The sequence below is a fragment of the Nocardioides sp. N13(2025) genome, assembly GCF_051912545.1.
In the GTDB taxonomy this organism is placed as follows: domain Bacteria; phylum Actinomycetota; class Actinomycetes; order Propionibacteriales; family Nocardioidaceae; genus Nocardioides.
The window spans coordinates 3,641,284-3,667,049 of the sequence record NZ_CP196809.1 but is presented as its reverse complement, the minus strand read 5'-3'; the positions used below and the strand labels follow the sequence as shown (position 1 = coordinate 3,667,049).

The following is a 25,766-nucleotide window of genomic DNA, read 5'->3' as shown; positions in this document are numbered from 1 at the left end:
GGACAGTTCGGGCGGCTCCACCAGACCGATCGGTCAGGTCGTGCTCAGAGGCCGCGCAGCCGCGCACCCGGCGGCTCGAGGTCGGCGCTGTCGCGGAACGACTCCCCGACCAGCACCGGCACGACCTCGCTGACGTCGTGCTGGGCCGCGATCTCGACGTCGGCGACGAAGCCGACCTCGGCGAGCTCGAGGCCGCTGGCGCAGCCGAGCAGGTCACCGGGCAGGGTCGCCCCCTGCCAAGCAGCGACGGCCATCCGGGCCTCGGGGCTCGCCACGTCCCCGTGCTCGCCCACCAGCCCCGCGAGCACCGCACCGGCACCCCAGAGGTCCTCGACGGCCGGGCGGAGCGTGTCGTCGTACCACCGCTCCCCCGCGGGTACGACGACGACGCTGGCGCCGTCGGCGACCTTGGGCGCCAGCCAGCGGGTCACCGCGCCGGCGTTGCGCAGGCACGCGCCGAGCACCTGCGCTCCCGAGTCGGCGAGGGCGAAGGCGATGGTCGAGCCGTTGGGCGAGGGCAGCACCAGCCGCTGGACGCCCTCCACCTCCGACAGGCTGGCCGGAGAGAGCGAGACGTGGCGGGCGTCGCCGCGCGACAGCGCCTCGAACCGGCCGACCGCCAGGGTCGCGCCGTGCCTGACCGCGTGCTCGGCCGCGCGGGAGTCGCGCCAGCGGAACGGGAAGACCTCGATGCCGCGGTCGACCGCCACGCTCAGGGTGGTCGTGAAGGAGAGGACGTCGACCACGACGGCGTAGTCGGCCGGCACGGCCGTGGCGCCGGTCGGTCCCCACTCCATGCGGAGGCGGTAGGTCGACTGGTCGTGCCCGGGCAAGCTCACGGCCTCATTCAACAACCCCGCCGTCGGGCTGGGGAATTCGTGGAACTCCTGCGGTGGTCGGGCGCGTCCCCCTAGCCTCCGAGCCAGCCGACCTGTCCACGACCCCTACGGAGCGTCCTCGTGAAAGCAACACCGCGTACGGCCATGGCCGTCACCGTCGCCGTCATCGCCCTGGTCCTCTCGGCGGGCGCCGGCGCCACGGCATCGATGATGATCACCGGCAAGCAGATCAAGAACAACACCGTCACCACCAAGGACATCAAGAACCGCACCCTCAAGGCCAAGGACCTCTCCCTCGGCGCGAAGAACAAGCTCCGCGGAGCCACCGGCGCCACCGGACCTGCGGGTCCCGTCGGCGCCTCCGGGATCAGCGGCTTCGAGGTCATCAAGAACGGCGTCACGGTGCCCGGCCTTCCCGGCCTCCCCGGCTCGAACACGAGGACCGTCACCGCCACCTGCCCGGCCGGCAAGAAGGCCCTGTCGGGCAATGCGGGCTTCCTCGAGGCACCTGTCGGCAGCCTCAACAGCCTGTTCAGCCAGGTCACCCGCACCCCGGACGGCACCGGCTACAAGGCGACCGGGATCAACCTGCTGACCTCCACCGGCGAGGACCTCATCCTCGAGGTCGTCTGCGCCACCGTCGCCAGCTGAGCTCCCGCGCTGCCGAACAGTCGTGTCGTGGTCCTCGCGGGTCATGACCCGACTGTTCGGTGCGTCAGGTCAGTCCGGGATGTTGGGCACCACCAGCACGGGGACCGGCGAGTGGCGTACGACCTGGGTCGCGGTGGACCCGAAGCGGAGGCCCGCGAAGCCACCGGCGCCCCGCGTGCCGACGACCAGCATCTCGGCCCCCGCTGCTGCGTCGATGAGTCGCTCGGTGGCCTGCCCGCGCAGCGCGTAGAGCTGCACGTCGACGTCGCCGGCCAGTCCCGCGGAGGCGCAGTCGGCCTTGAGGTCGGAGATCACGGCCTGCTCGAACTCGGCGAACGGCGGCACGTAGCCGCCGACCATCGAGTCCGGGCGGGGTGCGGTCGTCACGTTCCACACGCGCACGACGTGAAGGGTGACCCCCAGCCGCCGGGCGAGGTCGCCTGCACGACGCACCACGGCGCCCGCAGCGCGCGAGCCGTCGTGACCGACGACGATGCCGCCGGTGATGTCGGCGTCCTTCCTGACCACCTGGCCATCGTAGGACTCCGGTCGGCTCCCGTCAGGACCCGTGGCGCTGGGGTCCCCGGGCTCGGCCTCGCTGGACGCCCCGACCCCGGGTCACCAGATCCGGACGCGACCCTCGGGCTCGAGCCAGAGGCCGTCGCCGGGCTGGGTCTCGAAGACCTCGTGGAACTCGTCGAGGTTGCGCACGATGTTGGCGCGGAACTCGGCGGGGCTGTGGGGGTCGATGGTGAGGTACTGGAGCTCCTGCTCCTTGCGGCGCTTGGTGCGCCACACGTGGCTCCAGTTGAGGAAGAGGGTGCGGCGGTCCTCGACCGAGGCGTCCCCTCCCTGGCTGATGACGTAGGCCTTGTGGGCGATGGTGAGGCCACCGAGGTCGCCGATGTTCTCGCCGACGGTGAGGCTGCCGTTGACGTGCTCGCCGGGCAGCGTGCGCGGCTCGAAGGCGTCGTACTGCGCGACGAGGGCCTGCGACTTGGCCTCGAAGGCCGCCTTGTCGTCGGCTGTCCACCAGTCGTGGAGGTTGCCGTCGCCGTCGTACTGCGCCCCCTGGTCGTCGAAGCCGTGGCCGATCTCGTGGCCGATGACGGCGCCGATCCCGCCGTAGTTCTCGGCCTCGTCGGCGTCCGGGCTGAAGAACGGCGGCTGGAGGATGGCAGCCGGGAAGCAGATCTCGTTGGTGCCCGGGTGGTAGTAGGCGTTGACCGTCTGCGGCAGCATCAGCCACTCGTCGCGGTCCACCGGCTGGCCCACCTTGGCGAGCTGGCGGTCGGTCTCGAACGCCGACGCGGAGGCGACGTTGCCCAGCAGGTCGTCGGCGGAGATCGTCAGCGCGGAGTAGTCGCGGAACTCCGACGGGTAGCCGATCTTGGGGTAGAACCTGTCGAGCTTGTCGTAGGCCTTCTGCTTGGTGTCCTCGCCCATCCAGTCGAGCGCCTCGATGGAGCGCCGGTAGGCGGTGACGAGGTTGGCGACCAGCTCGTCCATCATCTGCTTCGACGTCGGCGGGAAGTGGCGCGCGACGTAGACCTTGCCGACGGCCTCGCCGATCGCGCCCTCCACGAAGTCGACGCCACGCTTCCAGCGCGCGCGCAGCTCGGGGGTGCCGTTGAGGGTGCGGCCGTAGAAGTCGAAGTTGGCCTCGACGAACTCGTCGGGCAGGTAGGGCGCCGAGCTGCGCACCACGCGGACGTGGAGGATGTCGCGCCACGTCTCGATCGGGGTCTCCTCGAGCACGGTCGACAGGTGGGCGAAGAAGTCGGGCTGCATCACGATCGAGGAGCGCAGCGTCTCCTCGGTGCCGCCGAGGGCGGTGACGTAGGTGACCCACTCGAAGGCCGGGCAGAGCTCGACGAGCTCCTCGAGGCTCTTGTGGTTGGTGGTCTTCTGGACGTCACGCGTCTCCGCGGCCTCCCAGTGCCCCTCGGCGAGCCGGGTCTCGTACGCCAGCACGCGCGCCGCCGCGCCCGCGGGGTCGTCGTGCTCGCTGAGGGTGAGCAGCGTGGTGAGGTACTTCGCGTACGTCGAGCGGATCTCGGCGAACTTGTCCTCGCGGTAGTAGGACTCGTCGGGCAGCCCGAGGCCGCCCTGGGCGAGGTAGACGATGTTGCGCGAGGCGTCGGCCCGGTCCGGGGTGATGTAGGAGCCGAAGAGGCCCGGACCGCCGATGCGCTCGAACATGCCGAGGAAGGCGGCGAGCTCGGTCAGGTCGGCGACCTGGTGCGCGCGGTCCAGCAGCCCCTTGATCGGGCGCAGCCCCTTGGCCGCGATCGTGTCGGTGTCCATGAAGGAGGCGTAGAGGTCGCCCACCTTGCGCTCGTCCTCGTCGAGGTCCTCGGCCGGTCGGTCGGCGAGCTCGGTGATGATGTCGCGCACCTGCTGCTCGGCGGCGTCGGCCAACGCGATGAACGCGCCCCAGCTCGACTTGTCGGAGGGGATCTCGGTCTCCTCCAGCCAGCGTCCGTTGACGTGGCCGAAGAGGTCGTCCTGCGGGCGGATGTCGGGGTTCATGCCGTCGCGGGCGGCGTCGAGGATCGTCACGCGCCGACCCTAACCCCGCGGACCCAGCCTCAGCGCACGTGCACGACCGACTTGCCCAGGGTGCGCCGCTCGTCCATGTCGACCAGCGCGCGCCCGAAGTCGGCGAGGTCGTAGGTCGCGCCGATCGGCGGCTTCACCACGCCGGACTCGATCATCGGCGTCAGCCGGTGCCACTGCTTCTGCATGTAGCCCGGCTTGGTCATCGCGTAGGCGCCCCAGCCCACGCCGCGCACGTCGGTGTTGCCGAGCAGCAGCCGGTTGACCTTGACCTCGGGGATGCCCTGACCGGCGGCGAAGCCCACCACGAGGACGCGGCCCTTCTCGGCCAGGCAGCGCAGCGAGTCGGTGAAGGCGTCGCCGCCGACGACGTCGAGCACCACGTCGACGCCACGGCCGTTGGTCAGCTCCTTGGCCTGGTCGCGGAAGTCGGGCCCGACGATCACCTCGTCGGCACCCGCGGCGCGGGCGAAGGCCGCCTTCTCCTCGGTGCTGACGACCGCGATGGTGCGCGCCCCGAGGCCCTTGGCCACCTGCAGGGTCGCCGTCCCGACACCGCCGGCCGCACCGTGCACGAGGACCGTCTCGCGGTCGCGCAGGCCGCCGCGCTCCTCGAGCGCGAACAGGGCGGTGAGGTAGTTCATCGGCAGCGCCGCGCCCTCGTCGTACGACATCTCGTCCGGCAGCGGGAAGGTGAAGATCGCCGGGTTGGCCACCTGCTCGGCCGCCCCGCCGTTGAGGTTGACGCCCGCGACGCGCTGGCCGACCTGGAAGCCGCTCGACTCGGCGGCCCCCGGGTGGACGACGACGCCGGCGAAGTCGACGCCGAGGGTGAAGGGCGGCTCGGGCTTGAACTGGTACTCCCCGCGGCTCAGCAGCAGGTCGGGGAACGACACGCCCACGCTGTGCACCTCGACGAGCACGTCGTTGTGGCCCGGGACGGGCGGGTCGACCTCGCGCACCTCGATGTCGGCGGGACCGGTGAGCGTGACGACCTGGACTGCCTTCATGGCCCGCACGTTAGGGCATTCGCGGTCAGCCGACGGCCTTGACCTCGCTGAGCTCGAAGTGCATCGGGTCGGTCCAGCGCCAGTCGCCGCCCCACGCGAAGCCCCAGGTCTTGAAGATCGCCACCACGTCGCGGTCCATCTCCCCGACGGTGCCGCGGCCGTTGCCCGGGGTGTTGAGGTCGAGGGCCAGGCCGAAGGAGTGGTTGGACAGCGTGGTCGTGTTCGCGATGAAGCGCGGGTAGTAGCAGCCGGCGTACTCCTCCGGGTGGATCTTGTCGGACAGGTTGCGCTGCTGCACCTCGAGGAGCGCCGCGCGCAGCTGCGGGAAGAGGTCCTTGTGGCAGGTGACACTGCCGAGGATCGGCACGACCTCCGTGCGGATGTTGGCGGCCACCCAGGAGGGATCGGGCGCGATCCGGCCGCCGCCGATGACGGTGTAGCGGAAGGTGCCGACGACGCTGCCCAGCGTGCCGCCGGTCGGGATCGCGGTCAGCTTGGCGTCCGGGTCGAGGCCGAGACGCGAGGCCACGTCGAGCATCTGCACCGAGGCGTCCTTGCCGACCAGCCTCTCCAGCGGCTTGCGGATCGTCGCGGGCGTGATGTCGTCGGTCGAGATCAGGAGCCCGTTGTCGGTGGACATCTCGATGTCGTCGGCCCAGGCGGTGTTGACGACCATGTCGATGGTGGGGACCTGGGGGGTGTACGCCCCCACGTGCAGGCTCGGGGAGTCGTCCTCGCTGCCGAGCCGGATCATCCCGTCCTTGTCGGCCAGCCGCCGGGCGACCTTCTGGTCGATCGCCATCTCGCCACCGGCGACCCGGTCCCAGGCCTCCTGGAAGTCGGCGACGTCGGCCTGCGTGAAGTGGCGATAGGCGCCCGGGTCGACCGACGCGACGGTGAGCACCCGGTTCTCCAGGCTCACCTGGCCCAGGCCGATGCGCTCGGTGTGGGCGACTCCCTTCAGCTTCTCGATCTGCTCGACCAGGTCGTCGTCGATCGACTGGTCCCACTGCACCAGGATGTCGGCGCTCCAGAGGCGGCCGTCGCGGGCGCCGGGAGGCTCGACGGCGTGGGCCGGGTCGGCCACCGGGGTGTCGGGCGTCGCCGGCGGGTCGTCGGTCGGCGTCGGAGGGGTGGCCTCCGACGCCGGCGTCCGGTCGTCGGGCGAGGGCTCGCTGCACGCGCCGAGCAGGAGGACGAGGGCAGCCGCGACCGCCGCACCCGGTCCCCGTCGTACGCGCATGCCCAGACCCTATGGAGTGGGTGTGCGGACGCGGGCGGGGATCGTGAACCACGAGACCAGGCCGCCGAGCACCAGGAGCACGGCGCAGGCGACCATCGCCGAGCCGTACGCCGTGTCGAACCGCGCCGGGTCGCGGTAGTCGTCGCCCGCCAGGCCGACCGCCATGGGCAGCGCGGCGACCGCGAGCAGGGAGCCCGCGCGGGCGACGGCGTTGTTGATCCCGCTGGCGATCCCGGCGCTGTCGTCCGGGGCTGCGTTCAGCACCGTCGCCGTCAGCGGCGCGACCATGAGGGCCAGGCCGATGCCGAAGACGGTGAGGCCCGGAGCGACGTCACGCCACCACGTGACGTCGGCCCCGACGACGAGCAGCCACAGGGTGCCGGCCGCCATCACGAGGGGGCCGAACGTCATCGGGATCCGGGGACCGATGCGCTGGCCGAGCGCGCCGCCACGGGAGGCCAGCACCAGCATGCAGGCGGTGATCGGCAGGGTCGCGAGCCCCGCCTGGAGCGCGGTGTAGCCACCGACGGTCTGGAGCTCCAGCACGAGGAAGAACAGGATCGCGCCGAGAGCCGCGTAGACCAGCAGCGTCATGCCGTTGGCGGCGCTGAAGGTGCGGTCGCGGAACAGCCCGAGCCGGACCATCGGGTCCTGGAGCCGACGCTCGACCACGAGGAAACCGATCGCCGCGACGACCCCGAGGGCGGCGGCGTACGGCGTCGCGCGTCCGCCGGCGTCGGTGAGCGCCCAGGTGGTCCCGGCCAGCGCCAGGGCGGCCAAGGAGGCGCCGGCGAGGTCGAAGCGTCCGTGGGCGCGCGGGTCGCGGCTCTCCGGCACCCAGCGCTGCGCCAGCCACACCGTCAGGGCGGCCAGCGGCAGGTTGATGAGGAAGATCCAGCGCCACGACGCGTGGTCGATCAGGAGACCGCCGACCAGCGGGCCGACGGCCGCCGCGATGCCGCCGAGCCCGGACCAGGCACCGATCGCGCGGCCACGGTCGTTGGCCCGGAACGACGCCTGGATCATCGCCAGGCTCCCCGGCGTGAGCAGCGCGCCGCCCATGCCCTGGAGCACCCGGGCGACGATCAGCACCTCCGCCGTCGGCGCCAGGCCGCACATGAGCGAGGCCAGCGCGAACCAGACCGTGCCGATGACGAAGACCCGTCGGCGGCCGAGCCGGTCACCGAGCGACCCGCCGATCAGGATCAGCGAGGCGAGGGAGAGGAAGTAGCCGTTGGTGATCCACTGCAGCTGCGACAGCGACGCGTCGAGGTCGGCGCCCATCGTCCGCAGGGCGACGTTGACGACGGTCCCGTCGAGCAGCGTCAGCCCCGACCCGAGAGTGGCCGCCGCGACGATCCCCCGCGCGGTCGGCGTACCCCACACGACTCCGCTCACGCCTGCAGCGTAGGGCTCCCCCGCCCACCTCGGTGGTCGAGGAGGTCGCTCAGCGACCGTCACGAGACCCGGCCCCTCGCTGGTCGAATAGCCGGCGCGAGGAACGAGACCCGGCCCCCTCGCTGGTCGAGCAGCCGGAGCGACCGTCACGAGACCCGGCCCCTCGCTGGTCGGGTAGCGGAGCGAGGCACGAGCGAGACGTATCGAGACCTTCTCGTCTGTTCTGCACAGATCGGTTCGGGCCGGGGCCGTTGTCGGTGGAAGCGCCTACAATCAAACACATGAGCGAAGCACTGGCGGAGGAGATCGCGAGGGTCGAAGACGACCTCTCGGCCTCCGGCCTGCTCGCGCTGGCTCGCGATCGGAAGGCCGCCGAGGACCGGGCCGCCGCCGACCTCTTGGACGTGGCCGCCCGGTGGGCGGACCTGCACCCGCCGGAGTCGATCCACTCCGCGGCCGCGTTCACCCTGCCGGGCAGCGAGCACGAGGAGCCCATCGCCGGCCAGGGTTGTCCGTTGGTGGCGGAGTTCTGCGTCGCCGAGCTCGGCACCGAGCTCGGGATCTCCTCGACCGCGGCGAAGAAACTCATCGGCCACGCCCTCGAGCTGCGCCACCGCCTGCCCCGCCTGTGGCGCCAGGTGCAGACCGGTGCGGTGCCGGCCTGGCGGGCCCGGTCCGTCGCCGAGACCACCATCCACACCACCCCGCCCTCACGAAGGACGCAGCACGGTGGGTCGACGCCCAGGTCGCCGCCGTGGCCGGGAAGATCGGACTCGCGCAGCTCGACCGGCTGGTCGCCGAGACCATCAAGCGCTTCGAGCTCGCCGCCCCGGACCCGGCCGCGGATCCCGAGGACGGCTACCTCTCGGTGGACCCGCGCCACGCCACGTTGAACGACCAGGACGTCCACTACGCCGGCACCATGCACTTCGAGGCCGACCTCGACCTCGCCGACGCCCTCGACCTCGACGGTGCTCTCGCCCACGGCGCCGCGACCTTGAAGGCGCTCGGGTCGGCTGAGTCCCTCGACGTCCGACGCGCGAAAGCCCTCGGCGATCTGGCCCGCACCCAGACCGCGCTCGACCTCCACACCCAAGGCGCCACCGACGCTCGCGGCCAGGACGGCTTGCCTGCAGCGCGGGAGGTGGTCCTGAACGCCCACTTCGCTGCCGAGTCCGTCCGCGACGGCGACGTCGTGCAGACCGTGTTCGGGCCGACCGGCCGTCTCGAGGAACGCCACAAGCTCCTGCTGCTCGACCAGGTCAAGGCCTGGTGCGCCGACTCCCGCACCAAGGTCACCATCAAGCCCGTCATCGACCTCAACGCCGAGCTCTCCGCCCCGGGCTACGACATCCCGAAGCCCATCCGCGAGCAGGTCGCTCTCCGGGACCGCACCTGCACGTTCCCCTGGTGCACCCGACCCGCCCGGAGCGCTGACGTCGACCACGTCGTCGAGTACGACCACGACGCCGAAGCCGAAGGCAGACCCCAGCCCGGTCCCACGACGTCCTCGAACCTCGCGTGCCTGTGCCGGTTCCACCACCGGCTCAAGACCTTCACCGCCTGGACCTACCGGATGGTCGCGCCCGGGGTGTTCGAGTGGACCAGCCCGCATGGACACCGTTACCTCCGCGACCGACACGGCACCACCCGCCTCGACGACGCCGGCGACCTCGGCGAGCTGCCCGGACGACCATGACCCCGCCCCACACCCCGCCATCCCAGAGATGGCGGGGCCATACGCACGCCGGCACATGACAACGGGGTCACCCCGCCGTCGAAGCGTTCGTCCGCGAACAGGCCAGGCGCGCGTGGGTGAGCGAGGTCTGGCTCCACGGCTCGCTGGCTACCTGTGACCACCGACCTGGAGTGAGTGACATCGACATGGTCGCCGGACGACTCGAGCGCTCGGCCCCCGTGACCTGACCGGTCTGCGAGACGTGCACCAAGGTCTCGACGACGGCGCCGGACATGGACACGCGCTCGGATGTGCCTATGTGTCGGCGGACCTCCTGAGCGACCCGACGGCGCGCCACCCGACCTGGACCCACGGCCGGCTGGTCGAACGCCGGCTCTCCTCCATGACACGCGCGGCGCTACTTGCCCACGGGCTCGCGCTCCTCGGCGAGGAGCCGCACCTTGCTCACCAGGACCGGGGCCACAAGCACGTCGGCAGTGACGCGGGCGCCTGCTCCCACGGGGATTCCGGCCCCCCACCGGTCGTCTGACCTGCGACGATCACGACCATGACACCCTCGGACCCCACCGTCGTGGACCCCGCCTCCGATCCGCTGCTGGACCTGGCGTTCACCGGGCTCGACCACGCCATCGACAGCGTCGAGGCGAGCGGCGGTCCGTTGATCCCGTTCGTGCTCGTGCGCACCAGCGAGGGGCTGAGCCTGCAGCGCTTCGTCACCGAGCGCCTCGAGGAGGGCGTCACGGCCGTCGAGCAGCAGCTCGACGCCCTCGCTGCCGCGACCGGGGACGACCCGGCACACGAGCAGGTGGACGGTGCGTGCGGCGCCTGGGACGGATACCTCACGGCCGAGGGCCGGCGCAGCGACGCAGTCCTGGCGCGAGCCGTCGACCGCACGGGCGCCGAGGTGGTCCTCGCCCAGCGCTACGAGGTGCGGGGCCTGCTTCGCAAGACCGCTCGGCGCGTCGGCAACCCGGCGCTGGTCGCTGACAACCGGGGCGCGTGACCCGTCGGATCAGTCCTTCAGCACCCGCCCGGCGAGCCAGGCGATGTCGCTGCCGGTCTTCTCCGGCGAGGCCGACGGCTGCATGACGTGGCTGAGCACGACCCGCACGACCATGTCGATGGCGGGGTCGAGGTGGGCGGGCTCGATGGTGGGGGCGTACGGCGCCACGCGGGCGCGCACGACCTCCTTGGCCGCCTCCAGCAGCGAGCCGGCGTTGGTGGTCAGGAGCGGCAGCAGCTCGGTGTCGGCGCCGTGGGTCGCGCTGACGACGGCGTGCAGCAGCTTGTTGGCGCGGGCGTAGGTGAGCACGTCCGCGACCGAGCGCTCGATGGCGCGGGTCAGGTCGGTCGGCTCGGCGTCGAAGGCGCGCTCGACCACGCCGAGGAAGCGCGCCAGCTCCTCGAGGATCATCGTCTCGGCCAGTGCCGGCTTGGAGCCGACCTCGTTGTAGACCGTCTGCCGGCTCACGCCCGCGGCCTCGGCGAGCCGCGCCATGGTCACCGCCGCCCAGCCCGACGAGGTGGTCATCTCCACGGCTGCCGCGACGATGCGGTCTCGGGTGGTCGTGGTGGCCATGCCCGGAATCCTCGCAGGGGTCAGTCGTGGGCAGCCTTCCGCCCCGCGGGCACCTTGGTCACGACGGTCAGGAGCACCGAGGCGAGCGCGATGATGCCGATGGTCGTGTAGGCCAGCGTGTACGCCTTCTCCTCACCGATCAGCGCCGAGGCGATCACCGGGCCGATGATGCCGCCGAGGCTCCAGCCGACGAGCATCAGCCCGTAGATGGCGCCGGCGTTGCGGACGCCGAAGAAGTCGCCCGCGGTCGCGGGCATGGTGCCGAAGGTGCCGCCGTAGCAGAGGTAGACGACGGCCGCGAGGATCGCGAAGAAGGCGGCGTTGGACGCATGGGGCAGCAGGATCAGGCACACGCCCTGGAGCACCAGGATCGCGGCGAAGGTCTTCATCCGGCCGATGTAGTCCGAGATCGCGGCCCAGACGATGCGCCCGCCGCCGTTGAAGATGGCCAGCACGCCCACCAGGGCTGCCGCGCCGCTGACGCTGTAGCCGGAGATGTCGGTGGCGCTGAGCTTGGCCTGGGAGATCAACGAGATGCCGGCGCTCACGCTGAGCGTGAGGATCGCGGTCAGGAGGTACCACTGCGGGGTGCGCAGCGCCTCGCCCTGGGTGTAGTCCTTGCCCGTCCCGGAGCCGCTGTCCTTGTCGGAGGCGGGCTCGAACCCGGGTACGGCGTAGCCCTGCGGCGGGTTGCGGAAGAACGACGCGCCGAGGAGCGACATGGCCAGGTAGGCGATGCCCAGGGGCAGGAAGGCACCCGTCGGGTCGTCGGGGTTCTTGTCGATGAGCCACTGGGCCACCGGCGAGGTCAGCACGGCCCCGAAGCCGAAGCCGCCCACCGCGAGGCCGGTGATGAGGCCCTTCTTGTCGGGGAACCACTTCTGCAGCATGGCGATCGGCACGATGTAGGCGAAGCCGAGGCCGAACCCGCTGATCACGCCGTAGCCCAGGATCAACAGCCAGTAGTCGCCCTCGCCGTTGGTGAACGAGGCGAGCAGGATGCCCACCGCATAGATGACACCGCCGATGAGCGCGACGATCCGCGGTCCGCGGGCGTCCTGCAGGCGGCCACCGACATAGCTCCCGATGAAGATCATCCCGATCGTGACCGTGAACGGCAGCGAGGCCTGCACCTTGCTCAGCTGCCAGGGCTCGGCCTTCTCGAGCGCTCCCCCGAACACCGACCACGCGTAGACCGCGCCGATCGAGAACTGCAGCAGCAGGCCCGCCGCCACGAGCAGCCAGCGTGACCCGCCCGGCGAGGAGCCGCGCGCCGTTCCGGTGCCGCCGCGGGCGCTGTCCTGGCTCACGTCGCTGTCGCTCATGTGTTCCTCCATCCGGTCCCGAGTGCCGTCCGGCACGCGCGCCTCACTCGTGGTGACGTACCGGTACCCCGCGGTCCACGCGTTCACGCTGCGGCACGACGGTGTACTTCGGGTCTCGCGCGGACGCCAGGCCCGCCTCGAAGACCCCCATGCGGGTGCACAGCGAGCCCGCCATGAGGGCCGCGCCGGACACCATCGACAGCACCTTGCTGCGACGCCCGGCCAGGGCACCGACCGCACCGGCGACGGTGAGCGCCTTGCTCGCGCGCATCCAGCGACCCGCGACGCCCTGGTGCAGCGTCTCGGCGGACAGGCCCATCGAGGTCTCCATCCGCTGCTCGGCCGCCAGCTCCACGAGCGCCCCGCCGACGGCGAAGGCGCGGGCCGGACCGGCCTCCGCGAGCGGGGCGCCGAGCAGGGCGAGCCCGCCCGACGCGGCCGCGGCGGAGCCGCAGAAGACGAAGGGCAGCTCCTCGTGGGCCGAGTGCCACGCGGGAGTGGCGGTGTCGGCGAGCAGCACCGCGGTGTACGCCGCCACGGGCGGGGCGGTCAGGGCGCCGACGAGCCCGGCGGGACGCCCCAGCGTGACGACCAGCCCGAGCGGCCCCCGCTGCCAGCGTGCGGGGAGCATCGAGACGATCTCGGAGCCGGACGCGAGGGCGGCGAACGGGCCGTGCAGGCTGAGGATCCAGGTGCCGACCGACATCGGCGAGGTCAGCTTGGCGACGCGCAGCATGTTGAGGAACCGGCTCGGCTTGCCGAGGTCGTGCACGAGGAAGCCGATGCTCAAGGTCAGTCCGCCGAGCGAACCGAAGCGGGCGACCCTCCGCAGGCCCGGTCGACCGCTGAGGTCGGCCCCCGCGGCGAGAAGCGCGCTGCCTGCCGCGACCCCTCCGGTGAAGAGGTAGTAGGCGATGTCGTTCTCCCACGGCGCGGGCTTGACGATCGGACGCCCGTAGTAGGAGCTGAAGTCGGCCTCCGGCACCATGATCCGGTCGCCGCCGCGGCTGCTGCCACGCTGGCGCGAGGGGCTGCCGCCGTGCACCTGGGTCATCGGTTCCTCCGCAGGAAGGACGCCGCGGCGCCGGCCAGCATGAGGGTGGCCGCCAGCCCGGCGCGGTTGAACATCGTCGGCAGGTCCTTGGTGGTCACCACCGGGTCGGGCGGCAGGCCGTAGACCTCGGGCTCGTCGAGCAGCAGGAAGAACGCGCCGGTGCCGCCGACCCCGTCGTCGGGGTCGTTGCCGTAGAGCCGCGCGTCCATCACGCCCTGCTCGTGCAGCTTCGCGACCCGCTCGTTGGCCTGCTGGCGCAGCTCCTCGACGTCGCCGTAGACGATCGACTCGGTCGGGCACGCCGCGGCACACGCGGGCCGCTGGCCGTCGGTGAGCCGGTCGTAGCAGAGGGTGCACTTCTGGGCGATCCCGACCTTGGGGTCGCCCTCCGGCCCGCTTCGGCGGTCGATGACGCCGTAGGGGCAGGCCGCGACGCAGTAGCCGCAGCCGTTGCAGATGTCGTCCTGCACCACGACCGTGCCGAACTCGGAGCGGAAGAGCGAGCCGGTCGGGCAGACGTCGAGGCAGGCCGCGTGGGTGCAGTGCTTGCAGACGTCGGACGACATCAGCCACTGGAAGTCCGGCTTCGCCTCGTCCGGTACGTCGCTGGGCGCGGCACCGACGGTCGGCATGCCGAGGTCGACGGCGGGCCGGTCAGGCACGGGCGCGGTGCCCGGGCGCTCGATGAAGGCGACGTGGCGCCACTGGTTGGCGTTGAGCGAGTGGCTGTTGTCGTAGGAGGTGCCGAGCATCTCGAAGAGGTTCTCCGGGACGTCGTTCCACTCCTTGCACGCCACCTCGCACGCCTTGCAGCCGATGCAGACGCTGGTGTCGGTGAAGAAGCCCTTGCGCGGCGGGGGCGCCTCGTAGCCGGCGTCGGGCGCCGGGTCGAGGGGTCCGAAGAGGCTGTTGCGGCCGATCACTGGTCCTCCGCCTGATGGGGGGCGTGCTGGTCCTTCTCGTCGTCCTGCACGTCCTGGGAGCGACGTACGGCGTCGTCGGAGGCGGTGACGACCGGGACCACGTGGTCGACGGCTCCCGACCGCGAGACGTAGCCGTCGACGTAGTCGCGCAGCGCCGTGCCGGTGGGACGCCTGCCGGGCTGCACGTCGCAGGTGCCGACCTTGCTCTCCTGGATGAGCACGTTGGGGTCGAGCGAGATGCCGAAGAGGTCGTTGGCCGAGTCGCCGCTCACCAGGCCGCCCTGGCCCCAGTGGTAGGGCATCCAGACCTGGTGGACGGTGCGGCCCTCCACGCGCAGCGGGCGCAGCCGCTCGGTGACGAGCACCCGGCCCTCGATCGCCGACCGCGCGGTGATGACGTGGCACCAGCCCATGTGCTCCAGCCCGCGCTCCTTCGCGAGCGCCGGGGACACCTCCACGAACATCTCCGGCTGCAGCTCGGCGAGGTGCTCGAGGTAGCGGCTCATGCCGCCGGCGGTGTGGTGCTCGGTGAGGCGGCTGGTGGTGAAGACGAAGGGAAAGACGTCGGCATGGTCGTCGTCGGGCACCGGGTTCATCCGGTTGTCGTCGCGGCGGTACTCCTTGCGCGTCGGGTTGCCCTGCTGACCGTGCAGGAGGTTGCGGAACGGCGACTCGACCGGCTCGTAGTGGGTCGGCATCGGGCCGTCGACCAGCCCCTGCGGCACGTAGAGCGCGCCCTTCCCGTCGCCCTGCATGATGAACGGGTCGACGCCCTCGATGGCCGCGACGCCGTCGGAGCCCTCCGGCGCGCGGTAGGACGGCGGCTTGGTCTTCTCGAAGTCGGGCACGTCGTCGCCGGTCCACTCGCCGGCCTCGCCCTTCTCGGGGTCCCACCAGACGTAGGCCTTGCGCTCGCTCCACGGCCGGCCCTCGGGGTCGGCGGAGGCGCGGTTGTAGAGGATTCGGCGGTTCATCGGCCACGCCCAGCCCCACTCGGGGGCGACGTACGACTGGTCGTGGCGCGACTTGCGGCGCGCGGCCTGGTTGACGCCGTCGGCGTAGACGCCGGTGTAGATCCAGCAGCCACCGAGCGTCGAGCCGTCGTCCTTCATCTCGGTGAACGACGACAGCGGGCGGCCGGTGGCGACCTCGAAGCCGTTGATCTCCTTGAGCACCGCCTCCGCGCTGGGCTCGCCCCAGCCGGCCGCGACCTGCTCGGGGTCGCCGTGCAGCGGGTAGTCCCAGGCGAGGTCGAGGACCGGGCGGTCGCGCTCGTCGGTGGAGCCCGCCAGGCGCTCACGGACCATGCGGCCGAGGTGGTAGAAGAACCACAGCTCCGAGGTCGCGTCGCCCGGCGGCTCGACGGCCTTCTCGCGCCACTGCAGCATCCGCTGCGTCTGGGTGAACGTGCCCTCCTTCTCCACGTGGGAGGCGGCGGGGAAGAGGAACACCTCGGTGGCGCACTCCTCTGTGACGATCTCGCCGGTCGCGATCTCGGGCGAGTCCTTCCAGAAGGTCGCGCTCTCGATCTCGAACAGGTCGCGGACCACCAGCCAGTCGAGGTTGGCCATCCCGAGACGCTGGGCGCGACCGTGGGCCGAGCCGACGGCCGGGTTCTGGCCCAGCAGGAAGTAGCCCTTCACCTTGCCGTCGATCATGTCGAGCACGGTGCGATAGGTGCCGTGGTCGCCGGTGATGCGCGGCATGTAGTCGAAGCAGAAGTCGTTGTCGGGGGTCGCCGCGTCGCCCCAGTAGGCCTTGAGCAGGTTGACGCCGTAGGCCCCGGCGTTGGCCCAGAACCCCTTGGCGCCCGGGTTGCGCACCGCGTCGATCCAGTCGGTCAACGTCTGGTGCTTGGCCGCGTTGGGCATCGGGAGGTAGCCCGGCAGGATGTTGAACAACGTCGGGATGTCGGTCGAGCCCTGGATGCTGGCGTGGCCGCGCAGCGCCATGATGCCGCCGCCCGGGCGACCCATGTTGCCCAGCAGCAGCTGGAGGATCGCGCCGGCGCGGATGTACTGCACACCGACGCTGTGCTGGGTCCAGCCGACGCTGTAGACCAGCGCGGTGGTGCGCTCGCGTCCCGAGTTCTCCGTCCACGCCTTGCACACCGCGAGGAAGTCGTCCTGGGAGACGCCACAGACCTGCTCGACCACCTCGGGGGTGTAGCGGGCGTAGTGGCGCTTGAGCACCTGGTAGACGCAGCGCGGGTGCTGCAGCGTCTCGTCGCGCGGGGGGTGCGCACTCGCGCTGTGCCCGTGGGACTCGTGCTGCATCCCGGCGGCGGTGTCGCGGTGCTCCACGTGGTCGCCGGCCGTGGAGGCCTGAGAGCGGTGCGCCTCCTCGTCGTCGTCCTCCTGGGCGTACTGCCAGCTCGAGGGGTCGTAGGTCCTGGTCTCGGGGTTGAAGCCGGAGAACAGCCCGTCGAGGTCGTCGGTGTCGACGAACTTGTCGCTGACGATCGTCGCGGCGTTGGTGTAGTTGACGACGTAGTCGCGGAAGTCGAGCTCGTTCTCCAGGACGTAGCGGATGATGCCGCCGAGGAACGCGATGTCGCTGCCGACACGGATCGGCACGTGCTGGTGCGCGAGCGCGCTCGTGCGGGTGAACCGCGGGTCCACGTGGATGATCCGCGCGCCGCGCTTCTTCGCCTCCACGACCCACTGGAAGCCCACCGGGTGGGCCTCGGCCATGTTGGAGCCCTGGATGACGATGCAGTCAGCGTTGGCCAGGTCGGCCGTGAAGCCGGTGGCACCGCCGCGCCCGAAGCTGGTCCCCAGACCGGGGACGGTGGCGGAGTGTCAAATACGCGCCTGGTTCTCGATCTGGATGGCGCCCATCGCGGTGAAGAGCTTCTTGATGAGGTAGTTCTCCTCGTTGTCCAGCGTCGCGCCGCCGAGGCTGGCGATCCCCATCGTGCGCCGGACCTTGCGGCCGAGCTCGTCGATGTCCTGCCAGCTGTCGCGGCGTGACTTCACGACGCGGTCGGCCACCATGTCCATCGCGGTGTGGAGGTCGAGCTCCTGCCACTCGGTGGCGTAGGGGGCGCGGTACTTCACCGCCGTCTGGCGCAGCGGGCTGGTCACGAGGTTCTTGCTCGCCGAGCCCTTGGGGCACAGCCGCCCGCGGCTGACGGGGCTGTCGGGGTCGCCCTCGATCTGCACGACCTTCTCGTCCTTGACGAAGACCTTCTGCCCGCACCCGACGGCGCAGTAGGGGCAGACGCTGCGGGCCACGCGGTCGGCGGTCGCGGTGCGCGGCTCGACCTCGTCGGTGCGCTTCGAGCGCACCGAGCGGCCCCGGCCGAGGAGGTCGCCGTCCTTGAGCTGGCGCAGGACCGGCCACGGAAGCGACGAGCGCAACGTATGAGCCGCCTTCTCCGTCACCCGAGCCTCCTGGTCAGTGGATCCGTCCGCCTCCCGACCATAGGCCGGGGGCACAGCAGCGTCCACCATCCCCGGGGGTGAGTCAGCCGCTCGGTCAGCGGACCGACAGCAGGTGCTCGCCGCGCGGCACGACCTCGCCGACCACCGGGTGGCCCGGCAGCTCGCCCACGACCAGCAGCCCGCCGGAGGTCTGGGCGTCGGCGAGCAGCAGCAGCTCGTCCTCGTCGACATCCGCGCCGAGGTGCGGGCGGACCCAGTCGAGGTTGCGCCGGCTCCCGCCCGGCACGTGGCCCGCCGCGAGCGACTGACGCGTGCCGTCGACGTACGGCACCGCGCCGGCGTCGACGACCGCGGAGGTCCCGCTGGCCCGCATCATCTTCATGAGGTGGCCGAGCAGGCCGAAGCCGGTGACGTCGGTCGCGGCCCGGACCCCGGACGCGACGGCGGCGGCCGAGGCGTCGCGGTTGAGGGTCGTCATCACCGCGACCGCCTCGTCGAAGCGCTCGCCCGTGGCCTTGTGCCGGTTGTTGAGCACGCCGAGACCCAGCGGCTTGGTCAGCGTGAGCGGCAGCCCGGCCCGCGCCGCGTCGTTGCGCAGCAGCCGGTCGGGGTCGCCGAGACCGGTGACCGCGAGGCCGTACTTCGGCTCCGGGTCGTCGATGCTGTGCCCGCCCGCGAGGTGCGCGCCCGCCTGTGCGCACACCTCGGCGCCGCCGCGCATCACCTCCGCGGCGAGCTCGAACGGCAGCTTCTCCCGGGGCCAGCTGAGCAGGTTGACCCCGACGACCGGGATGCCGCCCATGGCATAGACGTCGGACAGCGCGTTGGTGGCCGCGATCCGCCCCCAGTCGTAGGGGTCGTCGACGACCGGGGTGAAGAAGTCGGTGGTGAGGATCACGACGCGTCCGGTGCCGTCGGCGGCCGGGTGGATGCGCACCGCGGCGGCGTCGTCACCGTGCTCGACCCCCACGACGAGGTCGCCGACGCCGTTCCCGCCCGCGCGCCCACCCGGCAGGTCGCCGAGGACGCGCTCGAGCTCGCCGGGGGGCACCTTGCAGGCGCAGCCGCCGCCGGCGGCGTACTGGGTCAGCCGGAGGGGTGACGTCATGGGGCCAACCTAGGACGGCTGTGGCTACGCTGCTCGAGGAGGCGGTTCTCGTCTGGTGACGGACGCGGTCCTCAAAACCGCTGTGGCCCAGCACCTGGGCCAGGCGGGTTCGATTCCCGTCCGCCTCCGCCAGTCTTCACGCGGGGCGTTCGGAGGGGAGTGCGGTGCCGGATCCGAGACGCGCGGTCCCCCGCACCGACCAGGTCCTGGCCGACCCGCGGCTGCGCGAGGCCGCGGAACGGCTCGGCCCCGACCTCGTCAAGCGCAGCGTCGTCGCGGCGCAGGCGCGGTGCCGGGCCGGCGACCTGGCTCCCGCCGACGTCGCCGACGAGGCCGTCGCCGGCCTGCCACCAGGGGCGACCAGCCTGCGCCGGGTGGTGAACGCCACCGGGGTGCTGGTGCACACCAACCTGGGCCGCGCGCCGCTCTCGCCCGCCGCCGTCGACGCCCTGGCCACGGCGGCCGGGGCGACCGACGTCGAGCTCGACCTCGCCACCGCGCGGCGCGGACGCCGGGGTCGCGGCACCCTCGAGGCCCTCGCCGAGCGGGTCCCGGCCGCGGAGGCGGTGCACGTGGTCAACAACGGCGCCGCCGCTCTCGCCCTCGTCACCCGCGTGCTGTGCCGCGACGCCGGCACCGTGGTGATCGCGCGCGGCGAGCTCGTGGAGATCGGGGACGGCTTCCGGATCCCCGAGCTGATGGAGTCGGTCGGCGCCCGGCTGCGCGAGGTCGGCACGACCAACCGGGTGCGTCTCGAGGACTACGAGCGGGCCGTGGACGACGACACCGCCTTCGTCCTCAAGGTGCACCCCTCCAACTTCTCCGTCCGCGGCTTCACCTCCGCCGTCCCCGCGGCGGAGCTCGCGACCCTGGCCGCACCGCTCGTCGTCGACATCGGCTCCGGCCTGCTGCGGCGCCACCCGCGCCTGCCCGACGAGCCCGACGCGACGAGTGCCCTCGAGGCCGGCGCGGACCTGGTGACCGCCTCCGGCGACAAGCTGCTCGGGGGTCCGCAGTGCGGGCTGCTCCTCGGCCGCTCGGCGCTCGTCGAGCGGCTGCGGCGCGACCCGTTCGCGCGGGCGCTGCGCGTCGACAAGCTCACCCTGGCCGCGCTGGAGGCGACGCTGGCCGGACCGGTGCCGCCCGTCCCCGCCGCACTCGCCCGGCCCCTCGCCGACCTGCGCGACCGCGCGGCGCGGATCGCCGCGAGCCTGCCCGAGCGCCTCGGCGCCGAGGTCGTCGAGAGCGATGCGGCGGTGGGCGGCGGCGGTGCGCCCGACGTCGTGCTGACCAGCGTCGCGGTCGCGCTGCCCGAGTCGTACGCCGTCCCCCTGCGCGCGGGCGACCTCCCCGTCGTCGGCCGGCTCGAGCGCGGGCGGCTGCTGCTCGACCTCCTCGCCGTCGACCCCGCCGAGGACACCGACCTCGTCGAGGCCGTGCGCCGCGTGGCGGGGCCAGGCTGATGGGGCAGGGCTGATGCACGTCGTCGCGACCGCCGGCCACGTCGACCACGGCAAGTCCGCGCTGGTCGAGGCACTCACCGGCACCCACCCCGACCGGCTGGCCGAGGAGCGGCGGCGCGGCCTGACGATCGAGCTGGGCTACTGCTGGACCGAGTGGCCCGAGACCGGCGAGGTGGCGTTCGTCGACGTGCCCGGCCACGAGCGGTTCCTCACCACGATGCTCGCCGGGGTCGGCCCGGTGCCGGCCGTGCTCCTCGTGGTCGCCGCCGACGACCCGTGGATGCCGCAGGCCGCCGAGCACCTCGCCGCCCTCGACGCGCTCGGCGTACGCCACGCGGTGGTGGCCGTCACCCGCACCGACCTCGCCGACCCGCACCCGGCGACGGCGCGCGTGCAGGCGGAGCTGGCCGGCACCGGGCTCGCGGGTGCGCCCGTGGTTCCGGTGAGCGCGCGCACGGGCGCAGGGTTGGACGACGTGCGAGCCGCGCTGGTCGCCATGGTGCGGGCGCTGCCCGTGCCCGACCCGGCCGCCGACGTGCGGCTGTGGGTGGACCGGCGCTTCAGCGTGCGGGGCGTGGGCACCGTCGTGACGGGCACGCTGGTCGCCGGCACCGTCCGACGCGGCGACGCGCTGGCCCTGGGCGGCACGACGTTGCGGGTGCGCGAGGTGCAGGCGCTCGGCCGCGACCGCGAGGCGGTCTCCGGGGTCGCCCGGGTGGCGCTCGCCCTGGGCGGCCGCACCGACGACCTGGCCCGCGGCAGCGTGCTCGTGACCCCGGACGCGTGGCACCACACCGACACCTTCGACGTGCGGTGGACCGGGCCGGGCGAGCCGCCGACCTCGCCGGTGCTGCACATCGGGGCGGCCGACGTGGAGGTGCGGTTCCGGCCGCTCGGTCCGGGGCTGGCCCGGCTCTCGCTGTCGCGTCCCCTGCCGCTGCGGATCGGCGACCGCGCGCTCCTGCGCGACCCCGGCCGGCGCGAGGTGTGGCGCACCGACGTCCTCGACCCCGACCCGCCCCGACTCCGCCGCCGGGGTGCGGCCGCCCGTCGGGCCACGCAGCTGGTGGGTGCCGGCGGCACGCCTCGGCTGGCCGACGAGGTGGCGCGGCGCGGGATCGCCCACGTCGACCACCTGCGCCGGTTGGGGGTCCCCGTCGAGGGCGCCGACGGTCCGTGGCTGGTGGACCCCGGCGTCGCCCGGGCGCTCGCCCAGCGCCTGCCCGCCCTGGTGGCCGAGCACGCGGCCGCGCACCCCCTCGACCCGGCGGTCCCGCTCTCCGTGCTGGCCGCGGGGCTGCGGCTGCCGGCACCCGAGCTGGTGCGCCCGCTCGTGCGGGCGCCGCTGCGGGTGGTGGACGGTCGGGTGGTCGGCGAGGTGACCGGCCTGCCCGACGGCGTACGTCGCTCGGTGGAGGCGGTGCTGCGCGACCTCGCCGCAGCGCCCTACGCCGCGCCGACCGCCGACCGGCTGCGCGACCTCGGCCTCGACGAGCGTGCGCTGGGGGCGGCCGAGCGCAGCGGGCTGCTGCGCCGGGTCGGGCCCGGCATCGTGCTGGCGCCCGCTGCGGTCGACGGGGCCGTCGAGCTCCTGCGAAGCCTCGAGCAGCCGTTCACCACGAGCGCCGCACGCGAGCGGCTGGGCACGACCCGGCGCGTCGCGCTGCCGCTGCTCGACCACCTCGACCGCGCCGGGCACACCCGGCGCCTGCCGGACGACCGGCGCGAGGTCGTCGCCCGGCAGCCGGGCTAGGCGACGGACCGCTCGGGCTCGCAGGGGACGAAGTCGACCTTCTCGCGCACGCCGCAGTCGGGGCAGCACCAGTCGCTGGGGATGTCGGCCCACGCGGTGCCGGCGGCGAAGCCCTCGTGCTCGTCGCCCGCTGCGACCTCGTAGACGTACTCACATCCCGGGCAGCGCGCGGCGAGCACCTCGGCCGCCGGGTCGAGTGCGCTCGCGGCAGTGGTCCCCTCGGGGGTGCGCACTCGACCCGGCGCGGGGTAGCGGGCGAGGTACGCCGCGCGCTTGCGCGGGCTGATGTTCGCGAGCGACACGTCGCCGCCGAAGTGGTCGACGACGCGCTGGTCCATCACGCGCCGCCAGACGGGCGGCACGATGGCGAGGACGATCATGCCGGCGTAGCCGGTCGGCAGCACCGGGCTCTCCTCGAAGTCGCGCAGCGTCTGGTAGCGCCTGGTCGGGTTGGCGTGGTGGTCGCTGTGGCGCTGCAGGTGGTAGAGCAGCACGTTGGTGGCGATGTTGTTGGAGTTCCAGCTGTGGCTCGGCAGGACCCGTTCGTAGCGCTGGCGGTCCCCCTCGCCGACCTTCTGGCGCAGCATCCCGTAGTGCTCCATGAAGTTGACGACCTCGAGCAGCGAGAAGCCGACGACCGCCTGGACCAGGAGGTACGGCAGCACCTCGAGGCCGAACGCGGCGACGACCACGGCCCACAAGACGATCGACATCAGCCACGCGTTGACCACGTCGTTGTCGAGGCGCCACGGCCCCTGCTTGCGACGGGCCAGCCGGCGCTTCTCCAGGCGCCAGGCCGACTTCAGCGACCCGCCGACCGTACGCGGCCAGAACTGGTAGAAGCTCTCCCCCAGCCGGGCGCTGGCCGGGTCCTCGGGGGTGGCGACGCGGACGTGGTGGCCGCGGTTGTGCTCGATGTAGAAGTGGCCGTAGAAGACCTGCGCCAGCGCGATCTTGGACAGCCAGCGCTCGTTGGCCTCCTTCTTGTGGCCGAGCTCGTGGGCGGTGTTGATCCCGATGCCGCCGATGCACCCGATGGAGATCGCCAGGCCGAGCTTGTCGAGCGTCGACAGCGGCATGTCGGCCAGCACGCCGAACGCGTCCCAGCCGCCGACGACCGCCATCGCGGAGAGGAATCCGACGTACTGGATCGGCAGGAACAGGTAGGTGATCCAGCGGTAGTACCGGTCCTGCTCCAGCGCCTCGATCACGTCGTCCGGCGGGTTGGAGCGGTCGAGGCCCGCCACCAGGTCGATCGCCGGCACGACGCCGAGGATCACGATCGGGCCCACCCAGAACCAGGTCGACCAGCCGGTGGCGACGTAGCCGCCGAAGGCGACGAACGCCAGGCTCGGCACGACCAGGCCGATCAGCCACAGGTAGCGCTTCCGGTCCTTCCAGATCTCCGTCGTGCCCTCGGGCACCGTGCCACTGGGGGTGAGCCTGCTGGGGACGCGTGTGGGGTAGCCGGCCATCTGCCTGACCTCCTGCTGTGGGTTTACAAGACCATAGGATCTGTAAACCACTTTGACAAGAGGTGTGCTTCTGTCGATCGGTCAGCCGAGGGCGGCACGCACCCGTTCCGCCCGGGCGAGCGCCACGGCGTGGGCCTCGGGCTCCGCGACCGACAACCCGGTCAGCAGCCGCAGCGCCTCGTCGGCCCAGGCTCGTGCCCGTGAGGGGTACGACGCTGCGTGCCGGTCGGCGCACGCGACGAGGATCCCGGCCTGGGTGCCGCCGAAGCCGCTGGGGTTGGCCGCCAGCGCCAGGCTCCCGACCGACTCCGCCTCCTCGGACAGCGTGAGCGCCTCCGGTTCGAAGCCCGCCGCGGCGGTCGCCTGCGCCAGGGAGTCGAGCGCGTGGGCGAGCCACGGCGCGTGGGTCGCGTCGTGCGCGAACAGCCGGCGCAGCATGTCGACCGCTTCGCGGCCCGCGACGACGCCCGCCTCGGCTCGGCCGCAGGCCGCGAGCATGTGGCAGAGGGTGCCGAGGGCGGTGGCGAGCGGCCGCGCCTGGACGTCGGGCTGGTCCGCGTGCAGGCGTCGGCGCAGCTCCACGCACCTGCTGGCCAGGACCTCCGCCTCCGCGTGCCGGTCCAACCCGTCCAGCGCGACAGCCTGGTTGTTGAGGCTCTCGGAGAGCTCGTGGAGGTCGAGCGGCGTCCGAGCGGCGAGCTGCTCGCGCAGGTCGAGCGCCTCCTGGCCGGGCGCCTCGGCATCGGCGGGATGGCCGGACTCGAGGTGCATCAGCGACTGGTTCGCCAGCGCCCGCGCCAGGTCTGCCGTCGGCCGGTCCCCGCGAGCCACGGCGGCCCGCACCTCCGTGACCGCCGCCTCCTGCGCTGCCAGGGCGTCGCGCCAACGGCCGTTCATCCGCAGGAGCACCGCGAGGTTCGACAACCCGTCAGCGAGGGAGGTGTCCCCCGGCGCCGAGCCCGACCGGCGGGCCTGGGCTCCGCGCACCAGCTCGGTGGCGGCGGCGAGGCCCTCCTCGACCCGGCCGGCCTCCAGCAGGGTGGCCGAGCGGTTGAGCAGGGCACGGGCGCGATCGGGCCAGGGCAGTCGCGCGCGCATCGCGAGCACCTCGGCGCTGAGCGCATCCGCCTCGTCGAGCCGGCGCAGCCGGTTCAGGGCATTGGCCTGCAGCTCCAGCGAGTCCGAGAGTCGCGCGAGCTGGTCGCCGTCGATCGAGCCGAGGCTGCGACGAGCGTCGATCGCCTCCCCCGCGACCCGGATCGCCTCGTCCCAGCGGCTTGCGTCGTAGAGCACCGAGGCCCGCGTGTGCAGCAGGTCGGGCACGACGTAGGCCGCCATCCCGAAGCGCACCTTGCGCGCCACCGCCTCTGCTTCCTGCACGGTGGCGAGCGCCTCGTCGAACCGACCCGAGCAGCTCAGGTCCTGCGCCAGCCCCTGGAGCATGCGCACCTTCGCGAGTCGTCCCACTGCTGCCTCCCCCATGAACGCCCCCCGGCAGTCACGTGATGAGGAAGGCTAGCGGCCCCGCTAGGGTCTGTGGCATGGATCACCCCTTGGGCATCGACTTCGGCGGCACCGGGATCAAGGGCGCCCCGGTCGACCTCGAGCGGGGCGACTTCGCCCACGACCGGGTGCGCATCGACACGCCCAAGCCGGCCGACCCGCAGTCCGTGGCGAAGGTCTTCCAGCAGATCGTCGACAGCTTCCCGGCGTCCTCACGCCCGGTCGGCGTGACCGTGCCCGGCATCGTCCGCCGCGGGGTCGTGCTGTCGGCCGCCAACATCGACAAGTCGTGGATCGGCGAGGACGCCGACGCGATCTTCACCGAGGCGCTCGGCCGCGAGGTCCACGTCGTCAACGACGCCGACGCCGCCGGGTTGGCCGAGGCGGAGTACGGCGCCGCGAAGGGCCGCAAGGGCCTGGTGATGGTCATCACCCTCGGCACCGGCATCGGCTCGGCGATGATCTGGGACGGCCAGCTCGTGCCCAACTCCGAGATGGGCCACCTCGAGCTGGACGGCGCCGTCGCCGAGGTCACCACGGCGACGAGCGCCCGCGAGCGCGAGGGGCTGACCTGGGAGGCGTGGTCGGAGCGCCTGACGGCGTACTTCCGCCACCTCGAGCGCCTCTTCACCCCCGACCTGTTCGTGATCGGCGGCGGGGTGAGCAAGTCGTGGGAGAAGTTCGGCCACCTGATCGAGGTCGAGACCGAGATGGTCCCGGCGACCCTGCAGAACCGCGCCGGCATCGTCGGCGCCGCCCTGGTCGCGCACCGCAAGGCGGGCAGCGAGGACTGACGCC

Annotated in this window: 20 protein-coding genes, 1 tRNA gene and 1 pseudogene; 8 read left to right on the top strand and 14 right to left on the bottom strand. The window is 72.5% G+C overall.

Going from position 1 to position 25,766, the window contains the following annotated elements:
- Positions 1–44: 44 nt before the first annotated feature.
- Positions 45–839 carry a 2-phosphosulfolactate phosphatase gene (locus tag ACS3YM_RS17750; RefSeq protein WP_439937762.1) on the bottom strand — a complete coding sequence of 265 codons (795 nt, stop codon included), beginning with the start codon at positions 837–839 and terminating at the stop codon, positions 45–47.
- Positions 840–983: 144 nt separating this feature from the next.
- Between ACS3YM_RS17750 and ACS3YM_RS17745 the strand changes: the two genes are divergently transcribed.
- A complete protein-coding gene (locus ACS3YM_RS17745; protein WP_439937761.1) occupies positions 984–1,490 on the top strand; it encodes a hypothetical protein in 507 nt (168 codons plus the stop codon).
- Between the two features lie 69 nt (positions 1,491–1,559).
- On the opposite strand, the gene ACS3YM_RS17740 is transcribed toward ACS3YM_RS17745, so the two are convergent.
- The 5 genes from ACS3YM_RS17740 to ACS3YM_RS17720 all read right to left on the bottom strand — a co-directional run bounded on the left by ACS3YM_RS17740 (position 1,560) and on the right by ACS3YM_RS17720 (position 7,700).
- Complete coding sequence (locus tag ACS3YM_RS17740; RefSeq protein WP_439937759.1) at positions 1,560–2,018, bottom strand: universal stress protein; 459 nt, start codon at positions 2,016–2,018, stop codon at positions 1,560–1,562.
- Positions 2,019–2,108: 90 nt separating this feature from the next.
- Positions 2,109–4,052, bottom strand: a complete 1,944-nt coding sequence (locus tag ACS3YM_RS17735; protein WP_439937758.1) for a M13 family metallopeptidase — start codon at positions 4,050–4,052, stop codon at positions 2,109–2,111.
- Positions 4,053–4,081: 29 nt separating this feature from the next.
- A complete protein-coding gene (locus ACS3YM_RS17730) occupies positions 4,082–5,059 on the bottom strand; it encodes an NADPH:quinone oxidoreductase family protein (protein ID WP_439937757.1) in 978 nt (325 codons plus the stop codon).
- Between the two features lie 25 nt (positions 5,060–5,084).
- On the bottom strand, positions 5,085–6,302 hold the full coding sequence (locus ACS3YM_RS17725; protein ID WP_439937756.1) for a M15 family metallopeptidase: 1,218 nt from the start codon (positions 6,300–6,302) through the stop codon (positions 5,085–5,087).
- Between the two features lie 9 nt (positions 6,303–6,311).
- Positions 6,312–7,700, bottom strand: coding sequence for an MFS transporter (locus ACS3YM_RS17720; RefSeq protein WP_439937755.1), 1,389 nt, complete (start codon positions 7,698–7,700; stop codon positions 6,312–6,314).
- A 754-nt stretch (positions 7,701–8,454) separates the two neighbouring features.
- Between ACS3YM_RS17720 and ACS3YM_RS17715 the strand changes: the two genes are divergently transcribed.
- The 3 genes and pseudogenes from ACS3YM_RS17715 (at position 8,455) to ACS3YM_RS17705 (ending at position 10,402) form a co-directional block, all read left to right on the top strand.
- Entirely contained in the window at positions 8,455–9,399 is a 945-nt protein-coding gene (locus tag ACS3YM_RS17715; RefSeq protein WP_439937754.1) for an HNH endonuclease signature motif containing protein, read from the top strand.
- Between the two features lie 104 nt (positions 9,400–9,503).
- Positions 9,504–9,626, top strand: a pseudogene (locus ACS3YM_RS17710) (hypothetical protein); the annotation flags it as partial.
- Positions 9,627–9,946: 320 nt separating this feature from the next.
- Positions 9,947–10,402, top strand: a complete 456-nt coding sequence (locus ACS3YM_RS17705; protein WP_439937753.1) for a hypothetical protein — start codon at positions 9,947–9,949, stop codon at positions 10,400–10,402.
- Positions 10,403–10,411: 9 nt separating this feature from the next.
- Here the strand turns inward: ACS3YM_RS17705 and ACS3YM_RS17700 are convergent, their stop codons facing one another.
- The 6 genes from ACS3YM_RS17700 to selD all read right to left on the bottom strand — a co-directional run bounded on the left by ACS3YM_RS17700 (position 10,412) and on the right by selD (position 18,774).
- On the bottom strand, positions 10,412–10,978 hold the full coding sequence (locus ACS3YM_RS17700) for a TetR family transcriptional regulator (RefSeq protein WP_439937752.1): 567 nt from the start codon (positions 10,976–10,978) through the stop codon (positions 10,412–10,414).
- A gap of 20 nt (positions 10,979–10,998) precedes the next feature.
- Entirely contained in the window at positions 10,999–12,303 is a 1,305-nt protein-coding gene (locus ACS3YM_RS17695) for an L-lactate MFS transporter (RefSeq protein WP_439937751.1), read from the bottom strand.
- A gap of 43 nt (positions 12,304–12,346) precedes the next feature.
- Positions 12,347–13,357 (bottom strand): NrfD/PsrC family molybdoenzyme membrane anchor subunit, encoded by a 1,011-nt coding sequence (gene nrfD, locus ACS3YM_RS17690; RefSeq protein ID WP_439937750.1) that lies wholly within the window; start codon positions 13,355–13,357, stop codon positions 12,347–12,349.
- Entirely contained in the window at positions 13,354–14,280 is a 927-nt protein-coding gene (locus ACS3YM_RS17685) for a 4Fe-4S dicluster domain-containing protein (protein ID WP_439937749.1), read from the bottom strand. Before ACS3YM_RS17685 ends, nrfD begins: the two co-directional genes overlap by 4 nt.
- The gene (gene fdh / locus ACS3YM_RS17680) at positions 14,277–17,642 is read right to left on the bottom strand and encodes a formate dehydrogenase (protein WP_439939919.1); all 3,366 of its coding nucleotides are present in this window, start codon (positions 17,640–17,642) and stop codon (positions 14,277–14,279) included. Before fdh ends, ACS3YM_RS17685 begins: the two co-directional genes overlap by 4 nt.
- A gap of 118 nt (positions 17,643–17,760) precedes the next feature.
- Complete coding sequence (gene selD / locus ACS3YM_RS17675) at positions 17,761–18,774, bottom strand: selenide, water dikinase SelD (protein ID WP_439937748.1); 1,014 nt, start codon at positions 18,772–18,774, stop codon at positions 17,761–17,763.
- 37 nt (positions 18,775–18,811) lie between these two features.
- Here selD and ACS3YM_RS17670 point away from each other — a divergent pair.
- The 3 genes from ACS3YM_RS17670 (at position 18,812) to ACS3YM_RS17660 (ending at position 21,990) form a co-directional block, all read left to right on the top strand.
- Positions 18,812–18,906 (top strand) — tRNA-Sec (locus ACS3YM_RS17670).
- 32 nt (positions 18,907–18,938) lie between these two features.
- Positions 18,939–20,237 (top strand): L-seryl-tRNA(Sec) selenium transferase, encoded by a 1,299-nt coding sequence (selA, locus tag ACS3YM_RS17665; protein ID WP_439937746.1) that lies wholly within the window; start codon positions 18,939–18,941, stop codon positions 20,235–20,237.
- A gap of 13 nt (positions 20,238–20,250) precedes the next feature.
- The gene (locus ACS3YM_RS17660) at positions 20,251–21,990 is read left to right on the top strand and encodes a SelB domain-containing protein (protein WP_439937745.1); all 1,740 of its coding nucleotides are present in this window, start codon (positions 20,251–20,253) and stop codon (positions 21,988–21,990) included.
- Here ACS3YM_RS17660 and ACS3YM_RS17655 read toward each other — a convergent pair.
- Together ACS3YM_RS17655 and ACS3YM_RS17650 are read right to left on the bottom strand one after the other, a co-directional pair.
- On the bottom strand, positions 21,987–23,465 hold the full coding sequence (locus ACS3YM_RS17655; protein WP_439937744.1) for a fatty acid desaturase: 1,479 nt from the start codon (positions 23,463–23,465) through the stop codon (positions 21,987–21,989). The genes ACS3YM_RS17660 and ACS3YM_RS17655 overlap by 4 nt on opposite strands.
- 81 nt (positions 23,466–23,546) lie before the next feature.
- Positions 23,547–24,932, bottom strand: coding sequence for a tetratricopeptide repeat protein (locus ACS3YM_RS17650; RefSeq protein WP_439937743.1), 1,386 nt, complete (start codon positions 24,930–24,932; stop codon positions 23,547–23,549).
- Between the two features lie 74 nt (positions 24,933–25,006).
- Between ACS3YM_RS17650 and ppgK the strand changes: the two genes are divergently transcribed.
- Positions 25,007–25,762: a polyphosphate--glucose phosphotransferase gene (ppgK, locus tag ACS3YM_RS17645; RefSeq protein WP_439937742.1), complete on the top strand. Its 756-nt coding sequence runs from the start codon at positions 25,007–25,009 to the stop codon at positions 25,760–25,762.
- The last annotated feature ends 4 nt before the right edge of the window (positions 25,763–25,766 follow it).